This is a genomic window from Bradyrhizobium sp. BEA-2-5 (genome assembly GCF_032918025.1).
Lineage (GTDB): Bacteria > Pseudomonadota > Alphaproteobacteria > Rhizobiales > Xanthobacteraceae > Bradyrhizobium > Bradyrhizobium pachyrhizi.
This window is the reverse complement of record NZ_CP136629.1, coordinates 6320217-6338789: the sequence shown is the minus strand read 5'-3', so window position 1 is coordinate 6338789 and position 18573 is coordinate 6320217. Positions and strand designations below refer to the sequence as shown.

Genomic DNA, 18573 nt, shown 5'->3' with positions numbered 1-18573 from the left:
GGAGAGGAAATACATGTTCGATCGCGAGAAGAATCTGTTCGACTCCTACGCTGCCAAACGCATCAGCCGCCGCGATCTCCTGGACGGCGCCGCCAAGCTCGGCATCGCGGGCATCGCCGCCAACGCCGCTTTCGCCTCCTCGATGTCGAAGGCGATGGCCGCCGACTTCAACTGGAAGGCCCAGAGCGGCAAGAGCGTCAAGCTGCTGCTCAACAAGCACCCCTATGTCGATGCGATGATCGGCGACATCGAGGCGTTCAAGACGCTCACCGGCATGAACGTCACCTACGACATCTTCCCGGAGGACGTCTATTTCGACAAGGTGACGGCGGCGCTGTCGTCGAAGTCGGACCAGTACGATGCCTTCATGACCGGCGCCTACATGACCTGGACCTATGGTCCGGCGGGCTGGATCGAAGACCTCAACACCTACATCAAGGATCCGGCCAAGACCAACCCGGCCTTCGCCTGGGACGACGTGCTGCCGGGCCTGCGCGCCTCGACCGCGTGGGACGGCGTCGCCGGCTCCGAGCTCGGCTCGGGCAAGGCCAAGCAGTGGTGCATCCCCTGGGGCTATGAGCTCAACAACATCACCTACAACCGCAACGTCTTCGACAAGGTGGGCGTCAAGCCGCCCAAGAACCTCGACGAGATGCTGGAGGTCGCGGCCAAGATCACCAAGGACGCCGGCGGTCCCTACGGCGTCGGCGTGCGGGGCTCGCGCTCCTGGGCGACCATCCATCCCGGCTTCCTGTCGGCCTATTCGAACTTCGGCCAGAAGGATTTCGTGATGGAGGGCGGCAAGCTGAAGGCCGCGATGAACACCAAGGCCTCGAAGGATTTCCACGACAAATGGGTCAAGATGATCCAGACCTCGGGCCCGAAGAACTGGTCGACTTACACCTGGTACCAGGTCGGCACCGATCTCGGCGCCGGCGCCTCGGGCATGATCTTCGACGCCGACATTCTCGGCTATTTCATGAACGGCGGCGACAACAAGGAGAAGGGGCATCTCGGCTATGCGCCGTTCGCGGCCAATCCGGCCGCCAAGGCGCCGACCCCGAATGTCTGGATCTGGTCGCTCGCGATGTCGAGCTTCTCCAAGCAGAAGGAGGCGGCCTGGCTGTTCATGCAGTGGGCGGCATCCGTCGAGCACGACCTGTTCGGCGCGCGCAAGATGGACTTCGTCAACCCGGTTCGCGCATCGGTGTGGAAGGACAGCGAATTCCGCGACCGCATCGCGAAATCCTATCCCGGCTATCTCGAGCAGCACGACATGTCGTCGCCCGGCGCCAAGATCTACTTCACGGCGCAGCCGCTGTTCTTCGACCTGACGACGGAATGGGCCGCCTCGCTGCAGAAGATGGTGGCCAAGGAGGTCAGCGTCGACGAGGGGCTCGACAAGCTCGCCGACAGCATCAACCGCCAGCTCAAGCAGGCCGGTCTCGGCTGACGGATCAACTGTGCGGTGCCTGATCCCCCGCACCGCACCCATCCGCCGGCTCGGACCCTTGTCCCATCCGAGCCGGCGGCGTTTGCCAGCCGAACGCGATCTCTTATCATCATGAGCATGGTCCAACTTCTCCAGACGAACGCGCAGGCAACGCCGGCCAAACCAAGGCCGCGCGTGCGCCTCTTGCCTTATCTGCTCAGCCTGCCGGCGCTGCTCGTCTGCGTGGCGATCCTGGTTCCGTTCGTGACCGCGGCGGTCTACTCGCTGCAGCGCTACCGGCTGAACCTGCCTCATCTGCGCGGCTTTATCGGCGCCGGAAACTACATCGACTTCCTGTCCGACCCGGCGTTCTGGAATACGTTCCGCGTCTCGATCACCTATACCGTGGTCACGGTCGTGCTCGAGCTGCTGCTCGGTCTTGGCATCGCGCTGCTGCTGCGCCGGCCGACCCGCTTCCACAATGCGGTGTCGATCATGCTGCTGCTGCCGCTGATGACGGCGCCGGCGATCGCCGCGCTGATGTGGAAGCTGATGACCAATCCGAGCTTCGGCATCCTGTCCTATCTGGTCGGCCTGTTCGGCGTCACCGATTTCAAATGGGCCTCCGATCCATCGAGTGCGCTGTTCACGGTCGTGCTGGTCGATGTCTGGGTCTACACGCCCTTCATCATGATCCTGCTGCTGGCGGGGCTGCGCTCGCTGCCGCGGCAGCCGTTCGAGGCCGCAGCACTCGACGGCGTGCCGGCGAGCTTTGTGTTCTTCCGCATCACCCTGCCGATGCTGGCGCCCTACATCATCACGGCGTCGCTGTTCCGGCTGCTCGATTCGATCCAGCAGTTCGACATCATCTATGCGATGACGCAGGGCGGGCCGGGTGACCGGCTGATGGTGTTCCAGGTGCAGGCCTATCTGGAGTTCTTCCAGTACACCAATGTCGGCAGATCGGCGGCGCTGTTGATGATCCTATGGCTGATCACCAACATCCTGTCGAACATCTTCATCAAGAACTGGCTGCGGCTGCGCGCGCGTGCGCACGGCCACACGTGACGGGGAGAGGAGCGATGGAACATTCCAGCCTTGCCGGTCGCATCTTCCGCGGCGTGGCGCTCACGCTGATCCTGATCTTCTTCATGTTTCCGATCGTCTGGATCTTCCTGATGTCGTTCCAGACCAACGAGCAGATCCTGCGGATCCCGCCGCGGATCCTGTTCGAGCCGACGCTTGCCAATTACGAGGCGCTGATCTCCGGCCAGCTGCGCACCGCGGCCGGCAATCTGCAGATCTCCTTCATGCGCAATTTGTTTAACAGCGTCGTGTTGTCGAGCGCGGCGGTGCTGCTGGCGCTGCTGCTCGGCGTGCCGGCCGCCTACGCCTTTGCGCGCTTCAAATTCCGCCTCGGCGAGAGCATTGCGTTCACGCTGCTGTCGTTCCGCTTTGCGCCGCCGCTGCTCGTGCTCCTGCCGCTGTCGCTGTACTACCAGGAGCTCGGGTTGAACGACACCTACTTCGGGATCGTCTGGGTCTATCAGTTGATCGCGCTGCCGTTGATCCTGTGGATCGTGCGCGGCTATTTCGAGGATATCAGCCCCGATATCGAGCATGCCTACCGACTGGCCGGGCATTCCTGGCGCGAGGCCTTCACGAGAATCGCGGTGCCGCTGGCTGGGCCGGGGATCGCCGCGGCGGGGCTGCTGTCGTTCATCTTCTGCTGGAACAATTTCGTCTTCGCTCTGATCCTGGCCTCCGCCGACAAGCAGCCGGTGACGGTCGGCGCGCTCGCCTTCGTCACCGCATCGGGAATCCAGTACGGCCAGATCGCGGCGGCGATCGTGCTGTCGGTGACGCCGACCCTGTTGCTCGCGCTCTATGCGCAGCGCTATCTGGTCGAGGGTCTCTCGCTCGGCGCGGTGAAAGGCTGATCCGATGGCGCGTCTCGAGATCAACTCGGTGAGCAAGGCATTCGGTGCGGCACGGCCCGCCGACGGATTGTCGCTGGCCGTCGAACCCGGCGAGATCGTGGCGGTGTTCGGACCGTCCGGCAGCGGCAAGACGGTGCTGCTGCGCATGATCGCGGGCATGTTCGAGCCCGACGACGGCGATATCCTCGTCGGCGGCCGCTCGGTGGTCGGTGCTCCGCCGGAGCGGCGCGGGATCGGCATGGCATTCCAGAACTTTGCCTTGTTCCCGCACATGACCGCCCGCGACAATATCGCAAGCGGCCTGCGCGCCAGGGCCGGCGGCGGCGATGTCGCCGGCCGCGTTGCCGCGATCAGCAGGCTGCTCAAGATCGAGCACGTGCTCGGTCACGCGCCGCGCGAATTGTCGAACGGACAGAAGCAGCGCACGGCGCTGGCGCGGGCGCTGATCGGCAATCCGGATGTCCTGCTGCTGGATGATCCCTTGCGCAATGTCGACGCCAAGCTGCGCTACGAGATGCGGCTCGAGCTGCCGAATCTGCTGCGGCGCGGCACTGCCGCCGTGCTTTACGTGACCCAGGACTATCGTGAGGCGATGGCGATCGCCGACCGCATCGCAGTCTTGATCGACGGCCGGCTCGCGCAGGTCGCGACGCCTGCCGATATCTATGCCCAACCCGCGTCGGTAGCGATCGCGCGCCTGTTCGGCGATCCGACCATCAACCTCGCCGAGGTATCGCCGGTGGCGGAACACGGCATGTTGTTGGCCACGGTCGCCGGCGCCAGGATGCGGCTCGGGGCGGCCGATGGCGCAGCGCCGGCCGGTGCATGTTGGCTGGGCGTCCGGCCGGAGGATCTCGCGGTTTCGTCCGCGTCCACCGACGACGCCATCCCGGCGCGCATTCTCGCGATCACGCCGATGCACGAGAAGGCGGTGCTGCTGCTCCGTCTTGCCGACGGAACGGAATGGCTGGCGGCGCTGCCGCCGGATGCACCGCAAGGCGCGGCTGACGATGCCGTTTTCGTTCGCTTCGCGCCCGACGCCGCGATGCTGTTCGATCGCGCGACGGGGCTGCGGATCGGGGCGTCGCACCGGCTCAAGGCGGCATAGGAGCGGATGGTCATGGACATGCTCGAGCTTCGAGGCATCGACAAGGTCTACCGCAGCCGCGGAAAAGAGCCGGTGCATGCGGTGCGCGCACTCGACATGGCGGTCGAGAAGGGAGAGATCGTCGCACTGTTGGGATCATCGGGCTGCGGCAAGACATCGACGTTGCGCATGATCGCAGGCTTCGAGGACGTCTCCGCCGGATCGATCGCGCTCGGCGGGCGGCGGATCCACGAGCTGCCGCCGGCGCGGCGCAAGGTCGCGATGGCGTTCGAGGGCTACTCGCTCTATCCGCCGCTCACGGTCCGCGAGAACATTGCGTTCGCGCTGAAATCCGCCCAGCTGCCGCGCGCGGAGGTAACGCGCCGCGTCGACGAGATCGCCCGCCTGGTCGAGATCGAGGACATCCTTGACAGCTATCCGCGCGCGATCTCCGGCGGCCAGCAGCAGCGCGTGTCGCTGGCGCGGGCGCTGGTGCGCGACGCCGATCTTTATCTGCTCGATGAGCCGATGGGGCAGCTCGAACCGCAGCTGCGCGCGGTGCTGCGTGGCCGGATCAAGAGCCTGCTTGCCGAGCGCGGCATGACCGCGATCTTCGTCACCCACGACCAGACCGAAGCGAGTGCGCTGGCCGACCGCATCGCCGTCATGGAAGGCGGCGTGCTGCAGCAATTCGCCAGCGAGAAGGAGCTGAAGGGCCGGCCCGCCAATCTGTTCGTCGCAAGCTTCATTGGCGAGCCGCCGATGAACCTGCTCGACGCGGAGGTGATGCGGTCGGATAGCGGCTTCCGCCTGTCGGTCGGAACCGACATGCGTTTCGATATCGCCGGCGCCGGACTCGACGTTGAGGCGGCGAAGACGCTCGCGGCCACGCCGCAGGTGCGGATCGGCATTCGTCCGCAGAAGATCGTGGTCGGGACCGGTGACGTCAGGGTCAAGGTCGTCTCCAACCAGTGGCTCGGCGATCAATCGCATGTCGCCGGCGATTGCGGCGGCCGCATGCTGATCGCGGTCACGCCGGGCCGCGTCGCCGCGCGGCCGGGAGAGATCGTCTCGTTCGCGCTGGAGCCGCGTCACCTGCACATCTTCGGCGGCGACGGGACCTGCATTCGCCATGCGGAGGGAGCGTGACGATGACCGCTTCGGCCAGCCGCGACGTCATCATCGGCATTGACGCCGGCACCTCCCTGATCAAGGCCGTGGCGTTCACGCTGACCGGCGAGCAGCTTGCCGATGTCTCGCGGCCGAACGCGTACGTTAGCCCGGCCAGCGGCCACGTCGAGCAGGACATGGCGCAAACCTGGAGCGATACGGTCGCGGTGATTCGTGCGCTGGCGAAGTCAGTGCCTGACCTGTCGGCGCGGATCGCGGCCGTCGCGGTCACCGGGCAGGGCGACGGCACCTGGCTGATCGACGACGACGGCCGGCCGGTTGCGCCGGCGCTGCTGTGGCTGGATTCGCGCGCCGGCCGGCTGGTCGAGGAGATTCGCGCCGGCGAGCGCAACGCGGCCCTCTACCGCCGCACCGGCTCCGGGCTCAATGCCTGCCAGCAGGGGCCGCAACTGGCGTGGCTGCAGGCCCATATGCCTGACACGATCGCTCGCGCGACAACGGCCTTCCACTGCAAGGACTGGCTCTATTTCCTGCTTACCGGTGAACGCGCAACCGATCCGTCGGAAGCCACGTTCTCCTGCGGTGATTTCCGCAAGCGTGCCTTCGATGCGGAGACCGCGCGGTTGATCGGTATCGCCGACCTGACGCGCCTGTTCCCGCCGGTCGTTGACGGCGCGGTCATGACGCATCCGCTGACAGCGGCCGCCGCCATCGAGATCGGCCTGCCGGAAGGAGTTCCGGTGTGCCTCGGCTATGTGGACGTGATCTGCAATGCGCTCGGGGCCGGGCTCTACGATCCGTCACCCGATGTCGGCTGCACCATCATAGGCTCGACCGGCATGCATATGCGGCTGGTGCCGAGCGCCGACGCGGTGACGCTGAACCGGGAGGCCACCGGCTACACCATGCCGTTCCCGGTGCCGGGTCATTATGCTCAGATGCAGTCCAACATGGCGGCGACGCTGAATATCGACTGGATGCTCGATCTCGCCTGCGACATGCTGGCGGCGGAAGGCGTGACGCGCACGCGCGCCGAGCTGATCCGCCGGCTCGACGATCAGGTGCTGCGGGCCAGGCCCGGCGAGGTGCTGTTCCATCCGTTCATTTCCGATGCCGGTGAGCGCGGTCCGTTCGTGGCGCATGAGGCCAGCGCGCAATTCTTCGGCCTGCGCTCGCGTCACCGCTATGGCGACTTGATGCGCGGCGTGATGGAGGGCTTGGCCTTCGCCGCGCGGGATTGCTATGCGGCGATGGGCTCGCTGCCGCGCGACGTCAGGATCACGGGCGGCGCGGCGAAGAGCCGTGCGCTTGGTGCCATCCTCGGGGCCGCACTGGATTGCGACGTCCGCATCTGCAGCCGCGCCGAGGCCGGCGCCGCGGGCGCTGCGATGATCGCGGCGGTCGCGATCGATGCCTATCCCGACATGCGCGCCTGTGCCGGGCAGTGGGTCGCGCCGCATCTCAGTAGCCCGCAATCGCCGGACGCTGCGCTGGCGAAGCGCTATGCCAGCATCTTCCCGACCTATCTCGAGGCAAGGCTGGCGTCGCGGCCGGTCTGGAAGCAACTCGCCGCGCTGCGCGCCGGAGGCGATCATGTCTAAGTCCATCGCCATCGTCGGCGACCGCTTCATGCTGCCCTCGGTGTTCGCCGAGCACATCCGATCGGCCTGCGGCGATGGCGTCGACATTCGCACCCTGGAGCAGCCCTGGCCGGACGAGCCGATGGAGCACGGTTACGCCGGCTCGAAGCTCGACGGCCTGAAGGAATTCATGGGGCAGCCCGACGAGATCATCGGTTTCATCGGCGATGCCGAACTGCTCGTCACCCATCTGGCGCCGATCTCGCGGTCGATGCTGGAACGGCTGCCGAAGCTGAAGTTCATCGCGGTGTCGCGCGGCGGCCCGGTCAACATCGACATGCAGGCGGCGCGCGACCACAACGTGCTGGTGGTCAATACGCCCGGCCGCAATGCAGGTGCGGTCGCGGAGTTCACGATCGGCGCCATTCTGGCCGAGACACGCCTGATCCGCAGCGGTCACGAGGCGCTGCGAGGCGGGGAATGGCGCGGCGATCTCTATCGCGCCGACCGTACCGGGCGCGAGCTCGGCGAGATGACGGTCGGCATTGTCGGCTACGGCGCGATCGGCAGCCGCGTGGTCAAGCTGCTGAAGGCCTTCGGCTGCAAGATCCTGGTCGCCGACCCCTATGTCCAGCTCAGCGCCCAGGACCGCAATGACGGCGTCGAGCATGTCGCGCTCGGCGAATTGCTCGGCCGCGCCGACGTCGTCACGCTGCACGCCCGGGTGACGCCGGAGACCACCCGTTTCATCGGGCGCGAGGCGCTGGCGCGGATCAAGCCGGGCGCGTTCCTGATCAACACCGCGCGCGGTCCGCTGGTCGACTACGAAGCGCTGCATGATGCGCTGGCGTCGGGGCATCTCGGCGGCGCTATGCTCGACACCTTCGCGGTCGAGCCGGTTCCGGCGGACTGGCCGCTCTTGCAACTCCCCAACGTCACGCTGACGCCGCACATCGCCGGCGCCTCCGTGCGTACCGTCACCGTGGCCGCCGTGCAGGCGGCCGAAGAGGTTCGCCGCTTCCTGGCCGGCGAGCCGCCACGCAATCCGTGCTGAAGAGAAAGGCAGTTCGTATGACCCGTGAGGAACGACAATTGCGCGAGGCGATCATCGCCAAGTGCCGGTGGATGAATGCGTCGGGTCTCAACCAGGGGACATCGGGCAACATCTCCGCCCGCTACAAGGACCGGATGCTGATCACGCCGTCGGCGACCCCCTACGATTCGATGAAGCCGGAGATGATCGCCTCGATGCCGCTGGAGGGCGACTACGGCGCGTGGGAGGGGCCGCTGCAGCCGTCCACCGAATGGCGCTTCCATCTCGACATCACGCGCGCCCGGCCCGACGTCGGCGCCATCGTCCATACCCATTCGACCTACGCGACCGTGCTCGCGATCGCGCGCAAGCCGATCCCGGCCTGCCATTACATGATGGCGGCGTTCGGCGGCACCGAGGTCCGCTGCGCCGGCTATGCGCGCTACGGCACCAAGGAATTGTCCGATCATGCGATCGCGGCGCTCGAAGGACGCAATGGCTGCCTGCTCGCCAATCACGGCATGATCGCGCTCGGCGCCAATCTCGACAAGGCAATGTGGCTCGCGGTCGAGCTCGAGACCATCGCGCGGCAGTACTACCTCTCGCTCGCGCTCGATTCGCGCGTCATCCTGACCGACGAGGAGATTGCCGACACTGCGAAGGGGTTCTCCACCTACGGTTTGCAGGCGCCGAAGCCGAACAAGACCCGCGCGACGGCAAAGGCGGCGCCGCGCCGCGCCGAGAAACGGCGCAGCAGCAAGCGATGACGGGCACTGCGCCGGTCGCAGGTACAGATCACGGGCTGGTCGATATCGCGGTCATCGGTGGCGGCATCAACGGTGCCGGCATCGCCCGCGACGCCGCCGGCCGCGGACTGAAAGTGCTGCTCTGCGAGAAGGATGATTTCGCCGAGGGCACCTCGTCGCGCTCGGGCAAGCTGATCCATGGCGGGCTGCGCTATCTCGAATATTACGAGTTCCGACTGGTGCGCGAGGCGCTGATCGAGCGCGAGGTGCTGCTCGCGTCGGCGCCGCACATCATCTGGCCGATGCGCTTCGTGCTGCCGCATTCGCCGGAGCAGCGGCCGGCGTGGCTGGTCCGCACCGGGCTGTTGCTCTACGACCATCTCGGTGGCCGCAAGCAGCTGCCGGCGAGCCGCAGCCTGGATCTGTCGCGCGCTCCGGAGGGCGCGCCGCTGCGTCAGGAGTTCCGGCGAGGCTTCGAATATTCGGACTGCTGGGTCGATGACAGCAGGCTGGTGATCCTCAATTTGATCGATGCCGCGCAGAACGGCGCCAGCATCCTGCCGCGCACGCGGGCGGTGCGCGCGCGCCGCGACGGCGAGACCTGGCTGCTCGAAATGCACGGCGACGACGGCGCGGCGCAGGTGGTGCGGGCGCGCGCGCTGGTCAACGCCGCCGGGCCGTGGGTTCAGGATGTCATCCAGGGCGTGGCCGGACTGAATTCGGCCCAGAGCTTGCGGCTGGTGAAGGGCAGCCATATCGTGGTGCCAAAATTCTGGAACGGGCCGCAGGCCTATCTGCTGCAGAACAGCGATCGCCGGGTGATCTTCGTCAACCCCTACGAGGATGATCTCGCCTTGATCGGCACAACGGACATTCCCTATCACGGCCGCGCCGAGGACGTCGCGATCGGCGAGGACGAGATCGATTACCTGTTGCAGGTCTTGCGCCGCTATTTCCAGACGCCGCCGCAGGCGAGCGAGATCGTGCACGCGTTCTCCGGGGTCCGGCCGCTCTACGACGACAACGCCGACAATCCGTCGGCCGTGACGCGCGACTATGTGTTCGAGGTTCACGGCGCGCAGAATGCACCGCCGCTGCTGTCGATCTTCGGCGGCAAGATCACGACCTACCGCCGGCTGGCGGAGCAGGCGCTGCAGCGCTTCGCGCCGTGGTTTCCGAAGTTGTCGTCGGCCTGGACCGCGCACCGGCCGTTACCGGGCGGCGACATCGGCGGCAGCTTCGATGAATTCGCAAATCGGCTGGCACGCGACTATCCCGACCTGCCGCGAACCCTCGTCGATCACTATGCCCGTCTCTATGGGACGCGCGCGCGCCAACTGCTGGGTCGGGTCCGCAGCACCGTCGACCTGGGTCGTCATTTCGGCGGCGAGTTCTATGAATGCGAAGCGGTGTATCTCCGCGAGAATGAGTGGGCGAGGCAGCCCGCCGACTTCCTGGACCGGCGCACCAAGCACGGCTTGCACTTGACGCCCGCGCAGCGAGTTGCGTTCGAAAACTACCTCTAAAGCATGATCCGGAAAAGTGTGCAGCGGTTTTCCGAAAAGATCATGCTTAAACAACAACCTAAGGCGCGATGACGATTCATCCTAATCGTATCGCGCTTTAGGACGCGATTCGCGTCCAGGTGCGTCACGCAATCGTTTTCAGATACAGGCTCGGATCGAAATATTTGCTTGCCGGCGTAAAGTTCTTGATGCCGGCATTGGCCATGAAGAAGTCGGTCGATTGCTGCAGCCAGTTGGTGACCGTGCCGTCGGAATACATCCGCTTCCAGTCCCGAGACGAGAACATCTTCTGCGCCTTGAACGATTCGTCGATGTCGGCCATCGGCGTCTGGCTGTAATGGCCCTTCTGCAGCTTTTCCATCGCTTCGGTGCTGTTCGCGATGATGTAGTCATTGGCATCGGCCCAGCCACGGATCAGCTTCGCCAGCGTTTCCTTGTTGGGCTCGTAATAATCGTTGGCCGCCGCCCAGCCGCCGATGATCGCGGCCTTCGGATAATAGGCTGAGGCGTCGGCGAGCTTGACCGCGCCCGGCACCTTGTCGCGAACCGTCACGTTGAAAGGCACCCAGAGCGCGACGGCAGGTACCGCGCCTGAAATGAACGCGGTTACGGCGGCCGGCATGGTCTGGTTGACGAGTTCGACCTGTTTGGGATCGACCTTGTTCGCGCGCAACGCGGTGTCCAGGAACACATGCGCGGTAGTGCCGGTCGCGGTTGCGATTCGCTTGCCCTTCAGATCCTCGAATGACTTGATGCCTTGATCGCCGCGCACCCAGAGCTGTGCGGTCGCGACCTCGATGTCGTTAATGAGGAAGACTTTGCCCTGGCCGCGGGCGGGGAAGTTCGAGAGCACGGCGCCCGTCGCCAGCACGTCGAGGCTGCCGCCGATCAGCGCCTGGAAGATTTCGAGGCCGGTATTGAACTGCCGCAGCTCGAGATCCAGTCCCTGCTTTTCGAAGGAGCCGCGGTCCATGCCGGTCCAGATCTGGCCGTCGACGGCAACGGTGTGCAGATAGCCGACCCGAACTTTTGTTTTTGCCTGCGCAATCGCAGGGGCTGCGGCGGTGAAGGACCCCAGGGCAAGCCCGGCCGTCGTGGTCAGAAATTGTCGCCGATCCATAGGTCGTCCTCCGCTGTGTTGTTATTCCGAGAATGAGACCGGACGCATCTGCGCCTGCTGGGCGCGATACTCGTCCATCACCAGATGCTTGATATAGCTTCGCAGCTCGCCGAATTCGGGCCGTTCCTGGATCGATTCATCGCGCGGATAGGCGAACGGCACGTCGATGATCTGCCTGATCCGCGCCGGCCGCGCGGTTACCACCACGATACGGGACGCGAGATAGATCGCCTCCTCCACGGAGTGGGTGATCAGCATGACCGTCTTGCCTTCGGTCTGGAGCACCTTGAGCAGCAGGTTCTGCATGTTGGAACGGGTCTGGGCGTCGAGCGCACCGAACGGCTCGTCCATCAGCAGGAACTGCGGCTTGACCGCGTAAGCCCGCGCGATCGCGAGCCGCTGACGCATGCCGCCGGACAAATGCTTCGGATAGGAGTTGGCGAAGTCGGACAGCCCCATTAGGCCGAGATAGTGATCGCAGATCAAATCGCGCTCACCGGCCGCAACGTGATTGGCCCGGAGCGTCAGGCCGAAAGCGATGTTCTGTTTCACCGTCAGCCACGGGAAGACGCCATATTCCTGGAAGATGACGCCGCGCTCGGGACCGGGACCAGCGACGGGCTGTCCGTCGAACAACACGCTTCCGGTCGTCGGCTTCTGGAAGCCGGCGAGCATGCTCATCATCGTGGTCTTGCCGCAGCCTGACGGGCCGATCACCGCGATGAAATCGCCATCGTTGATATCGTAGCTGACATCCTCGACGACGTTGAGGCGTCCCTTCGGGGTCTCGAAGGCAAGCGAAACCTTGTCGAACTGCGCGCGCGTGGTCATGCGATGGCCCGATCCTGCCAGACCAGCAACCGGGCCGTGATCTTGCGCAGGATCATGTCCATGATCAGCGCGATCAGGCCGATGCAGATGATGCCGACATAGATGACGTCGAGCAGGAAATAGGTCGATGCATTCTGGATCATGGCGCCAAGCCCACGCTGGGCGGCGATCAGTTCGGATGCCACCAGCGTCGCCCAGGCTACCCCAAGCGCGACCCGCAGCGCGGTGAGGATGTGCGGAACGGTGAGGGGAATGATCACCTTGCGAAAGATTTCCGTTTGATTGGCGCCGAGCGTCTGCGCCACGCGGATATAGAGCGGCGTGATCTGAGAGACCCCCTCATACATGACGATCACGCCGGAGAAGAACGAGGCGTAGAACAGGATGACGAGCTTTGCGAGCTCGTCCACGCCGAAATAGACGATGACGAGCGGGATCAGCGCGATCGGCGGCAGCGCGCGGAAGAAGTTGATCATGGGGTCGGCGAAGGTGCGGGCCGGGCGATACCATCCGAGCAGAAAGCCGACGGGCACCGCGACGAGAATTCCAAGCGAGACGCCGAAGAAGACGCGCCTGGTCGAGGCGAAGATGTCGATCAGGAGGCCTTCCTTGGTGAGAAGCTCGACGAACTTCGCGGCGACCTGGTGCGGGGCGGGGATCAGCGATGTGTTGACGAAGCCGCTCCAGCGCACGGCATACCAGAGCAGGATCGCACCGACCCACGGTATCAACCCGAGACCAAAGCGTCTCACGCCAGCTCCGTCCATTCGACGCGTCCACCCAGATTGCAGTTGATGTTTGCCCAAGTCATATTATAAATAGGATGACCATACAAGCGCCGCTTTGGTCGTAGGCGCCGCAGGCTTCCGCGCATGACATCGCCGCCTTTCACCATCCGGAGCGTCCAGGCCTTTGGCTTTCGCTATCCTCTGACGATACCGGTCATCACCTCGTTCGGGCGGATGGGGGACCGGCCTGCCGTGTTCGTTCGGGTCGAGGACACGGACGGTTACGTGGGCTGGGGCGAGGTCTGGTGCAACTTTCCCGCGCCGGGCGCCGAGCATCGTGTCCGGCTGGTCAACGAGGTCTTGGCACCGGCGCTTGTCGGATTCAGGGCAAGCGAACCTGATGCCGCATTCGAGCGATTGACGCAGGGGACGTCGGTGCTCGCGTTGCAATCCGGCGAAGCAGGTCCATTCGCGCAATCGATCGCCGGCATCGATCTCGCCGTCTGGGATCTCCATGCGCGCCGCCGGAACGTAGCGTTGTGGAAACTGCTCGGCGGATCGCGGAGCCGCATCAAGGTCTATGCCAGCGGCATCAATCCGGTCGGATCGGAGCGAGCGGCGGAAGCAGCGCTCGGCCGCGGCTACCGCGCCTTGAAGCTGAAGATCGGCTTCGATCCGGCAGGCGACCGGGCCAATCTCGCCGCGCTGCGCCGCCTCGTCGGCGATGGCATGCTTGCGGCCGATGTCAACCAGGGTTGGACCATTGCGCAGGCGCTCGAGCGTGCGCCGCAGCTCGAGCCGTTCGGCCTTGCCTGGCTCGAGGAGCCCATCCGCGCGGACCGTCCGCGGCAGGAATGGAAGCAGCTGCACGAGACGATCCGTTTTCCGCTCGCGGCCGGTGAGAACATCGCGAGCCACGCTGGCTTTGCCGAGATGCTTAGCGAGCCGGTTCTCGGTGTCGTCCAGCCTGACATCGCCAAGTGGGGCGGGCTTTCGGCTTGCGCCGGCATCGCCCGCGACATCCTGACGTCAGGCAAGATGTTCTGCCCGCACTATCTCGGCGCCGGCATCGGCCTGTTGACGTCGGCGCATCTTCTGGCGGGCGTCGGCGGCGAGGGACTGCTGGAGGTCGACAGCAATGAGAACCCGCTGCGGGATCAATTCTGCGGCCCCGTGCTTCACGTCAGCGATGGAATGATCGAGCTCGGCGACGAGGCAGGTCTCGGCATCGCGCCCGATCTTGCCTCGATCGAACAATACCGGACCGCGTGATGTCGGGGCTTGGCTACGATTACATCATCGTCGGTGCGGGGTCGGCGGGCTGTTTGGTCGCAAACAGACTGTCAGCCGATCCTGCCTGCCGCGTGCTGCTGCTCGAAGCCGGCGGATCGGACCGGAATTTCTGGCTCAAGCTGCCGGTCGGGTATTACCGGACCATCTACAACGAGCGCTTCTCGCGCCTGTTCAACACCGAGCCGTCGGAAGGAAGCGGCGGCCGCGCCATTGTCTGGCCGCGCGGCCGCGTGCTCGGCGGATCGTCGTCGATCAATGGCCTGATCTTCATCCGCGGCCAGCACGAGGATTTTGACGACTGGGAACGTCTCGGCGCCGACGGCTGGAGCTATCGCGACGTCCTGCCCTATTTCCGGCGCTACGAGCGCTATCGCGGCGGCGAGAGCCAGTATCACGGCGGCCTCGGTGAGTTCGAGGTCTCCGACCTCCGGAACGACAATCCGGCGTCGAGTGCCTGGGTGGAGGCGGGCGTACAGTTCGGCCTGCCGCGCAATCCCGACTTCAACGGCGCGACGACGCTTGGCGTCGGTTCCTATCAGCTTGGCATCGGACGGCATTGGCGGACCAGCTCGGCATCCGCCTTTCTTCGACCGATTGCCGACCGGCGCAACCTCACCATCATCACGCACGCGCAGGTGAGCAAAGTCACTTTCAACGGCCGCGTCGCGACTGGCGTCGAGTGGATCAGCAAGGGGCAGGTTCATCGCGCGACAGCCGATCGCGAGGTCATCCTGTCCGGCGGCGCGCTGCAATCGCCGCAAATCCTCCAGCTTTCCGGGATCGGTCCGGCCGACCTGCTTCGCAAGCACGGTATTGCCGTCGTCACCGACTCGCCCGAAGTCGGCTCCAATCTGCAGGACCATTACCAGGCACGGCTGATCGTGCGCCTGAAGGAGCGGATCTCGCTCAATGACCAGGTCCGTCATCCCGTCGCGCTCGCGAAGATGGGGTTGCAGTGGATGCTGGCCGGGCGGGGGCCGTTGACGGTGGGGGCGGGACAGGTGGGCGGAGCGGCCTGTACCGAATATGCGGTCGGTGGCCGTCCGGACGTGCAGTTCAACGTGATGCCGCTCTCTGTCGACAAGCCCGGCGAACCCCTCCACAGCTATTCCGGCTTCACGGCCTCGGTCTGGCAATGCCACGGCCGGTCGCGCGGACAGCTTGCGATCCGTTCGGCCGATCCGTTCGAGCAGCCGCTGATCGCGCCCAATTATTTCGCCGAGGAGATCGACCGCAAGACCATTGTTGCCGGCCTGAAGATCTTGCGCGAGATCTATCGGCAAGAGGCGTTCCGCCCGCTCTGGGACGTCGAAATGGTGCCGGGCGAGGCCGCACGCAACGATGCCGGGCTATGGGATTTCGCGCGCAACACCGGCGGCACGGTGTTTCACTGCGTCGGCACCTGCCGCATGGGCAGCGACGAGCGGGCAGTGCTCGATCCGCAGCTGCGGGTGCGCGGCGTTGAGCGGCTGCGCGTGATCGACGCCTCGGTGATGCCGCAGATCACCTCGGCCAACACCAACGCGACCAGCCTGATGATCGGGGAACGCGGTGCAGCCCTTGTCATGCCGTGATTGGGTCGCTTGATTTCCGGAGGGCGAGATGGAATTGAGTTCCGACAGTCACGTCCCCAAATACGCGCAGATTGCCGATATCTTTCGCCAGCGGATTGCGCGCGGTGTCTGGAGTCAAGGTTTTCGCCTGCCGGCCAACGAGGATCTGGCGGCCGAGTTCGGCGTCTCGCGCGTCACCATCAGGCAGGCCGTCGAACTGCTCGCCCGCGACGGTGTCATCGAGGCGCAGCAGGGCCGCGGCACCTTCGTCACCGGGACTGTACGACAGGACCGCTGGCTCAAGGTCGAGACCACCCTGTCCGACCTCGCGGACATGTACCGCGACACCTCGCCGGAAATCATCAACATCTCGGAAAGCCGGAGCGATGCGCCGTTGCTTCCCGAAGACGGCAAGCCGGCCGAGAAATATGTCTTCATGCGCCGTCTGCACTCGCGCCAGAAGCAGCCTTACTGCGTCATTTCCATCTATCTCGATGAGAAGATCTTTCGCAGGTCTCCCAAGCGCTTTCGCAACGAGACGGTGATCCCGATCCTCAACGATCTCAGGGATCCGGCGATTGCCAGCGCCCGACAGACATTGACCATCGGAACCGCGGATATCGAGGCGGCGCGGCTGCTGCGCGTACCTCTGAACTCGCCGGTTGCCGAAGTCCGCCGTGTCTTCACGGCGAGCGATCGCACCGTGATCTATCTCGGTGAAGTCACCTATCGCGGCGATTTTGTGCGGATCGATATGGATCTAAGGCCATAGCGCGCAAGGTTCACCGCGAAAACAGCTCCTGGTTCCGGCGTTCGAGCTCTTCCCCATAGGTGCGCAGCACATGGGATTTGCTTAAGGTGCCAATCGTGACGCGATGGTCGGCACGGTCAATGACCGCGAGGACGTCGGCTTCGCTCCGTTCAAAGGCTTTCAGGATCTCGCGAACCGACGTGGTCGGAAGCAGGTACTCATCCTGCTGCTGCGCCAGCGATCCGAGCGCATCGTCGTCCCGATTGGTAACGGAATGCAGCGTCGCCGCCGCAACGATGCCGGCATAGCTGCCGTTCGGATCGCGCAGCACGACCTGCCGGACCTGGGCCGGCGAGAACAGCTTCTGCGCCTCGCCGATCGGCATGGTCGTCAGTGCATTCTCGAAGTCGGCGCGCATCAGGGAAGCCGCGCTCATCTGACGGACCCAGCCGATGTCCTGCGGACCGCGGATCACCTCGCCGCGCAGGTGGAAGCGCCATGTCGCAAAGCTGTAGCCGAACAACTCGCGGACGATGAGCGCGCAGACCGATGATGCGACCACCGCCCCGACGGTCACGGAGAAATCGCCGGTGATCTCGAGTGCGAGACAAACCATGCTGAACGGTGCACCCAGCACGCCGGTCCCAAGCGCGGCGAGAGCCGCGATGGCGGCGGTGCCGGGCTGAAGCGCGAGCGTGGGGAAGGGGCCGGTCAGCACGACGCTGTAGAGCTGCCCGATCAGCGCGCCGAGCAGCAGCGAGGCGAAGAACAGGCCGCCGCGGAAACCCGAGGCGAGCGAGATGGCCGATGCCAGGATCTTGAGCACGATGGTCGTCGTGAGCAGGAGCCAGGTCGGGTTGCTGACCAGCAGGATCTGCATTGCGCCGTGGCCGGCGCCGAGCACGGTCGGCGTCAGCAAAGCGAGGCCGCCGAGCAGCAGGCCGCCGATGATCGGACGCACGAAGCCGCTGAAAAGCGTGACGCGCTGAAAGCAGCGTTCGGAAAATGCGACCGCGAGCATGACGAGGATGCTGATGAATGCGCAAATGATGCCGATCAGCACGGTCTGTCCGATCATCTCGACGGACACGGGCGATGGGAAGCCCGGCACCATCAGAAAGGACTGATGCGTCAACTCCCGCGCCACCAGCCAGGCCGTGACGGCGCTGGCGATGACGGGCACGAGAGCGGCTGAGGTGTAGGCTCCCAGCACGACCTCGAAGGCATAGAAGGCGCCGGCCAGCGGAGCCGAAAACGCCGCGCTGATCGCCCCCGCCGCGCCGCAGGCCACCAACAGCCGCATGTCGTTACGGCGGGCGGCGAGGCGCTGGCCGACATGGGAGCCAAACATCGAACAGATCTGCGTGTATCCCGCTTCCAGTCCGACCGATCCACCGAACCCGTTGGACAGCAGCGTCTGGATCGAGATCAGCAGGCTGCCGCGGAAGGACACCCGGCCACCATAGAGCGCGTTGGCTTCGATCGCGTCAGCGAGCTGCTGTCCCTTCACGCGCCGCGCGAAGTACAGCCCGATCAGCGCCAGGACCAGGCCGCCAACTGCCGGGATCAGCAGCGTGCGCTGCCAGGAAATTACGCCGGTGGCGCTCAGATGTGCGTCGAGGGGAATGTCGAACAGCAGCGCGTGCGAAGCCTGGCTGAGGCCCGAGATCGCGGCAACGAGGACGCCGCTCAGCAACCCGACGACAATGCCGACCAGCACGAGGCCGGTCTCGCGATTGCGCACGAAATTGCGCAAGAACTGCGGCAACAGACGGGTGCCGGGAGCAGGTGCCGGCTTCGCGGCATTTGTCGCCAGCGTCAT

General features: G+C 65.1%; 16 protein-coding genes. 12 read left to right on the top strand and 4 right to left on the bottom strand.

Annotation, left to right across the window (positions count from 1 at the left end):
• Window positions 1-13 precede the first annotated feature (13 nt).
• The 9 genes from RX327_RS29935 to RX327_RS29895 all read left to right on the top strand — a co-directional run bounded on the left by RX327_RS29935 (window position 14) and on the right by RX327_RS29895 (window position 10475).
• Window positions 14-1453, top strand: a complete 1440-nt coding sequence (locus RX327_RS29935; protein WP_028335671.1) for an extracellular solute-binding protein — start codon at window positions 14-16, stop codon at window positions 1451-1453.
• 117 nt (window positions 1454-1570) lie between these two features.
• Complete coding sequence (locus RX327_RS29930) at window positions 1571-2500, top strand: carbohydrate ABC transporter permease (RefSeq protein WP_193395192.1); 930 nt, start codon at window positions 1571-1573, stop codon at window positions 2498-2500.
• 14 nt (window positions 2501-2514) lie between these two features.
• The gene (locus RX327_RS29925; RefSeq protein ID WP_018273209.1) at window positions 2515-3372 is read left to right on the top strand and encodes a carbohydrate ABC transporter permease; all 858 of its coding nucleotides are present in this window, start codon (window positions 2515-2517) and stop codon (window positions 3370-3372) included.
• Between the two features lie 4 nt (window positions 3373-3376).
• Window positions 3377-4480 (top strand): ABC transporter ATP-binding protein, encoded by a 1104-nt coding sequence (locus RX327_RS29920; protein WP_050383700.1) that lies wholly within the window; start codon window positions 3377-3379, stop codon window positions 4478-4480.
• A gap of 12 nt (window positions 4481-4492) precedes the next feature.
• A complete protein-coding gene (locus RX327_RS29915) occupies window positions 4493-5608 on the top strand; it encodes an ABC transporter ATP-binding protein (protein WP_410712096.1) in 1116 nt (371 codons plus the stop codon).
• 2 nt (window positions 5609-5610) lie between these two features.
• Window positions 5611-7191 carry an FGGY-family carbohydrate kinase gene (locus tag RX327_RS29910; protein WP_050383699.1) on the top strand — a complete coding sequence of 527 codons (1581 nt, stop codon included), beginning with the start codon at window positions 5611-5613 and terminating at the stop codon, window positions 7189-7191.
• Window positions 7184-8224, top strand: a complete 1041-nt coding sequence (locus RX327_RS29905; protein ID WP_050383698.1) for a 2-hydroxyacid dehydrogenase — start codon at window positions 7184-7186, stop codon at window positions 8222-8224. Before RX327_RS29910 ends, RX327_RS29905 begins: the two co-directional genes overlap by 8 nt.
• Before the next feature lie 17 nt (window positions 8225-8241).
• Complete coding sequence (locus RX327_RS29900) at window positions 8242-8970, top strand: class II aldolase/adducin family protein (protein ID WP_050383697.1); 729 nt, start codon at window positions 8242-8244, stop codon at window positions 8968-8970.
• Entirely contained in the window at window positions 8967-10475 is a 1509-nt protein-coding gene (locus RX327_RS29895) for a glycerol-3-phosphate dehydrogenase (protein ID WP_050383696.1), read from the top strand. The genes RX327_RS29900 and RX327_RS29895 overlap by 4 nt, the downstream gene beginning before the upstream one ends.
• Before the next feature lie 124 nt (window positions 10476-10599).
• Here RX327_RS29895 and RX327_RS29890 read toward each other — a convergent pair whose 3' ends face one another.
• From RX327_RS29890 to RX327_RS29880, 3 genes are read right to left on the bottom strand one after another with little or no spacing between them, the layout of a single operon-like run.
• A complete protein-coding gene (locus tag RX327_RS29890; protein WP_050383695.1) occupies window positions 10600-11595 on the bottom strand; it encodes an ABC transporter substrate-binding protein in 996 nt (331 codons plus the stop codon).
• Between the two features lie 21 nt (window positions 11596-11616).
• The gene (locus RX327_RS29885; RefSeq protein ID WP_050383694.1) at window positions 11617-12426 is read right to left on the bottom strand and encodes an ABC transporter ATP-binding protein; all 810 of its coding nucleotides are present in this window, start codon (window positions 12424-12426) and stop codon (window positions 11617-11619) included.
• A complete protein-coding gene (locus RX327_RS29880; RefSeq protein WP_410712095.1) occupies window positions 12423-13178 on the bottom strand; it encodes an ABC transporter permease in 756 nt (251 codons plus the stop codon). The genes RX327_RS29885 and RX327_RS29880 overlap by 4 nt, the downstream gene beginning before the upstream one ends.
• Window positions 13179-13298: 120 nt before the next feature.
• Here RX327_RS29880 and RX327_RS29875 point away from each other — a divergent pair, with 120 nt between their 5' ends.
• Genes RX327_RS29875 through RX327_RS29865 form a run of 3 tightly spaced genes read left to right on the top strand, consistent with a single transcriptional unit; the run spans window position 13299 to window position 16772 of the window.
• Window positions 13299-14426 carry a mandelate racemase/muconate lactonizing enzyme family protein gene (locus RX327_RS29875; RefSeq protein WP_050383692.1) on the top strand — a complete coding sequence of 376 codons (1128 nt, stop codon included), beginning with the start codon at window positions 13299-13301 and terminating at the stop codon, window positions 14424-14426.
• On the top strand, window positions 14426-16021 hold the full coding sequence (locus tag RX327_RS29870; RefSeq protein WP_050383691.1) for a GMC family oxidoreductase: 1596 nt from the start codon (window positions 14426-14428) through the stop codon (window positions 16019-16021). The genes RX327_RS29875 and RX327_RS29870 overlap by 1 nt, the downstream gene beginning before the upstream one ends.
• 28 nt (window positions 16022-16049) lie before the next feature.
• A complete protein-coding gene (locus tag RX327_RS29865) occupies window positions 16050-16772 on the top strand; it encodes a GntR family transcriptional regulator (protein WP_028335658.1) in 723 nt (240 codons plus the stop codon).
• A 10-nt stretch (window positions 16773-16782) separates the two neighbouring features.
• Here RX327_RS29865 and RX327_RS29860 read toward each other — a convergent pair whose 3' ends face one another.
• Entirely contained in the window at window positions 16783-18573 is a 1791-nt protein-coding gene (locus tag RX327_RS29860; RefSeq protein ID WP_317247954.1) for a chloride channel protein, read from the bottom strand.

Bases quoted from the DNA above. Each gene is read 5' to 3' on its own strand.
- RX327_RS29935 (WP_028335671.1), top strand. From the start codon at position 14: ATGTTCGATCGCGAGAAGAATCTGTTCGACTCCTACGCTGCCAAACGC.
- RX327_RS29930 (WP_193395192.1), top strand. From the start codon at position 1,571: ATGGTCCAACTTCTCCAGACGAACGCGCAGGCAACGCCGGCCAAACCA.
- RX327_RS29925 (WP_018273209.1), top strand. From the start codon at position 2,515: ATGGAACATTCCAGCCTTGCCGGTCGCATCTTCCGCGGCGTGGCGCTC.
- RX327_RS29920 (WP_050383700.1), top strand. From the start codon at position 3,377: ATGGCGCGTCTCGAGATCAACTCGGTGAGCAAGGCATTCGGTGCGGCA.
- RX327_RS29915 (WP_410712096.1), top strand. From the start codon at position 4,493: ATGGACATGCTCGAGCTTCGAGGCATCGACAAGGTCTACCGCAGCCGC.
- RX327_RS29910 (WP_050383699.1), top strand. From the start codon at position 5,611: ATGACCGCTTCGGCCAGCCGCGACGTCATCATCGGCATTGACGCCGGC.
- RX327_RS29905 (WP_050383698.1), top strand. From the start codon at position 7,184: ATGTCTAAGTCCATCGCCATCGTCGGCGACCGCTTCATGCTGCCCTCG.
- RX327_RS29900 (WP_050383697.1), top strand. From the start codon at position 8,242: ATGACCCGTGAGGAACGACAATTGCGCGAGGCGATCATCGCCAAGTGC.
- RX327_RS29895 (WP_050383696.1), top strand. From the start codon at position 8,967: ATGACGGGCACTGCGCCGGTCGCAGGTACAGATCACGGGCTGGTCGAT.
- RX327_RS29890 (WP_050383695.1), bottom strand. From the start codon at position 11,595: ATGGATCGGCGACAATTTCTGACCACGACGGCCGGGCTTGCCCTGGGG.
- RX327_RS29885 (WP_050383694.1), bottom strand. From the start codon at position 12,426: ATGACCACGCGCGCGCAGTTCGACAAGGTTTCGCTTGCCTTCGAGACC.
- RX327_RS29875 (WP_050383692.1), top strand. From the start codon at position 13,299: ATGACATCGCCGCCTTTCACCATCCGGAGCGTCCAGGCCTTTGGCTTT.
- RX327_RS29870 (WP_050383691.1), top strand. From the start codon at position 14,426: ATGTCGGGGCTTGGCTACGATTACATCATCGTCGGTGCGGGGTCGGCG.
- RX327_RS29865 (WP_028335658.1), top strand. From the start codon at position 16,050: ATGGAATTGAGTTCCGACAGTCACGTCCCCAAATACGCGCAGATTGCC.
- RX327_RS29860 (WP_317247954.1), bottom strand. From the start codon at position 18,573: ATGACGCTGGCGACAAATGCCGCGAAGCCGGCACCTGCTCCCGGCACC.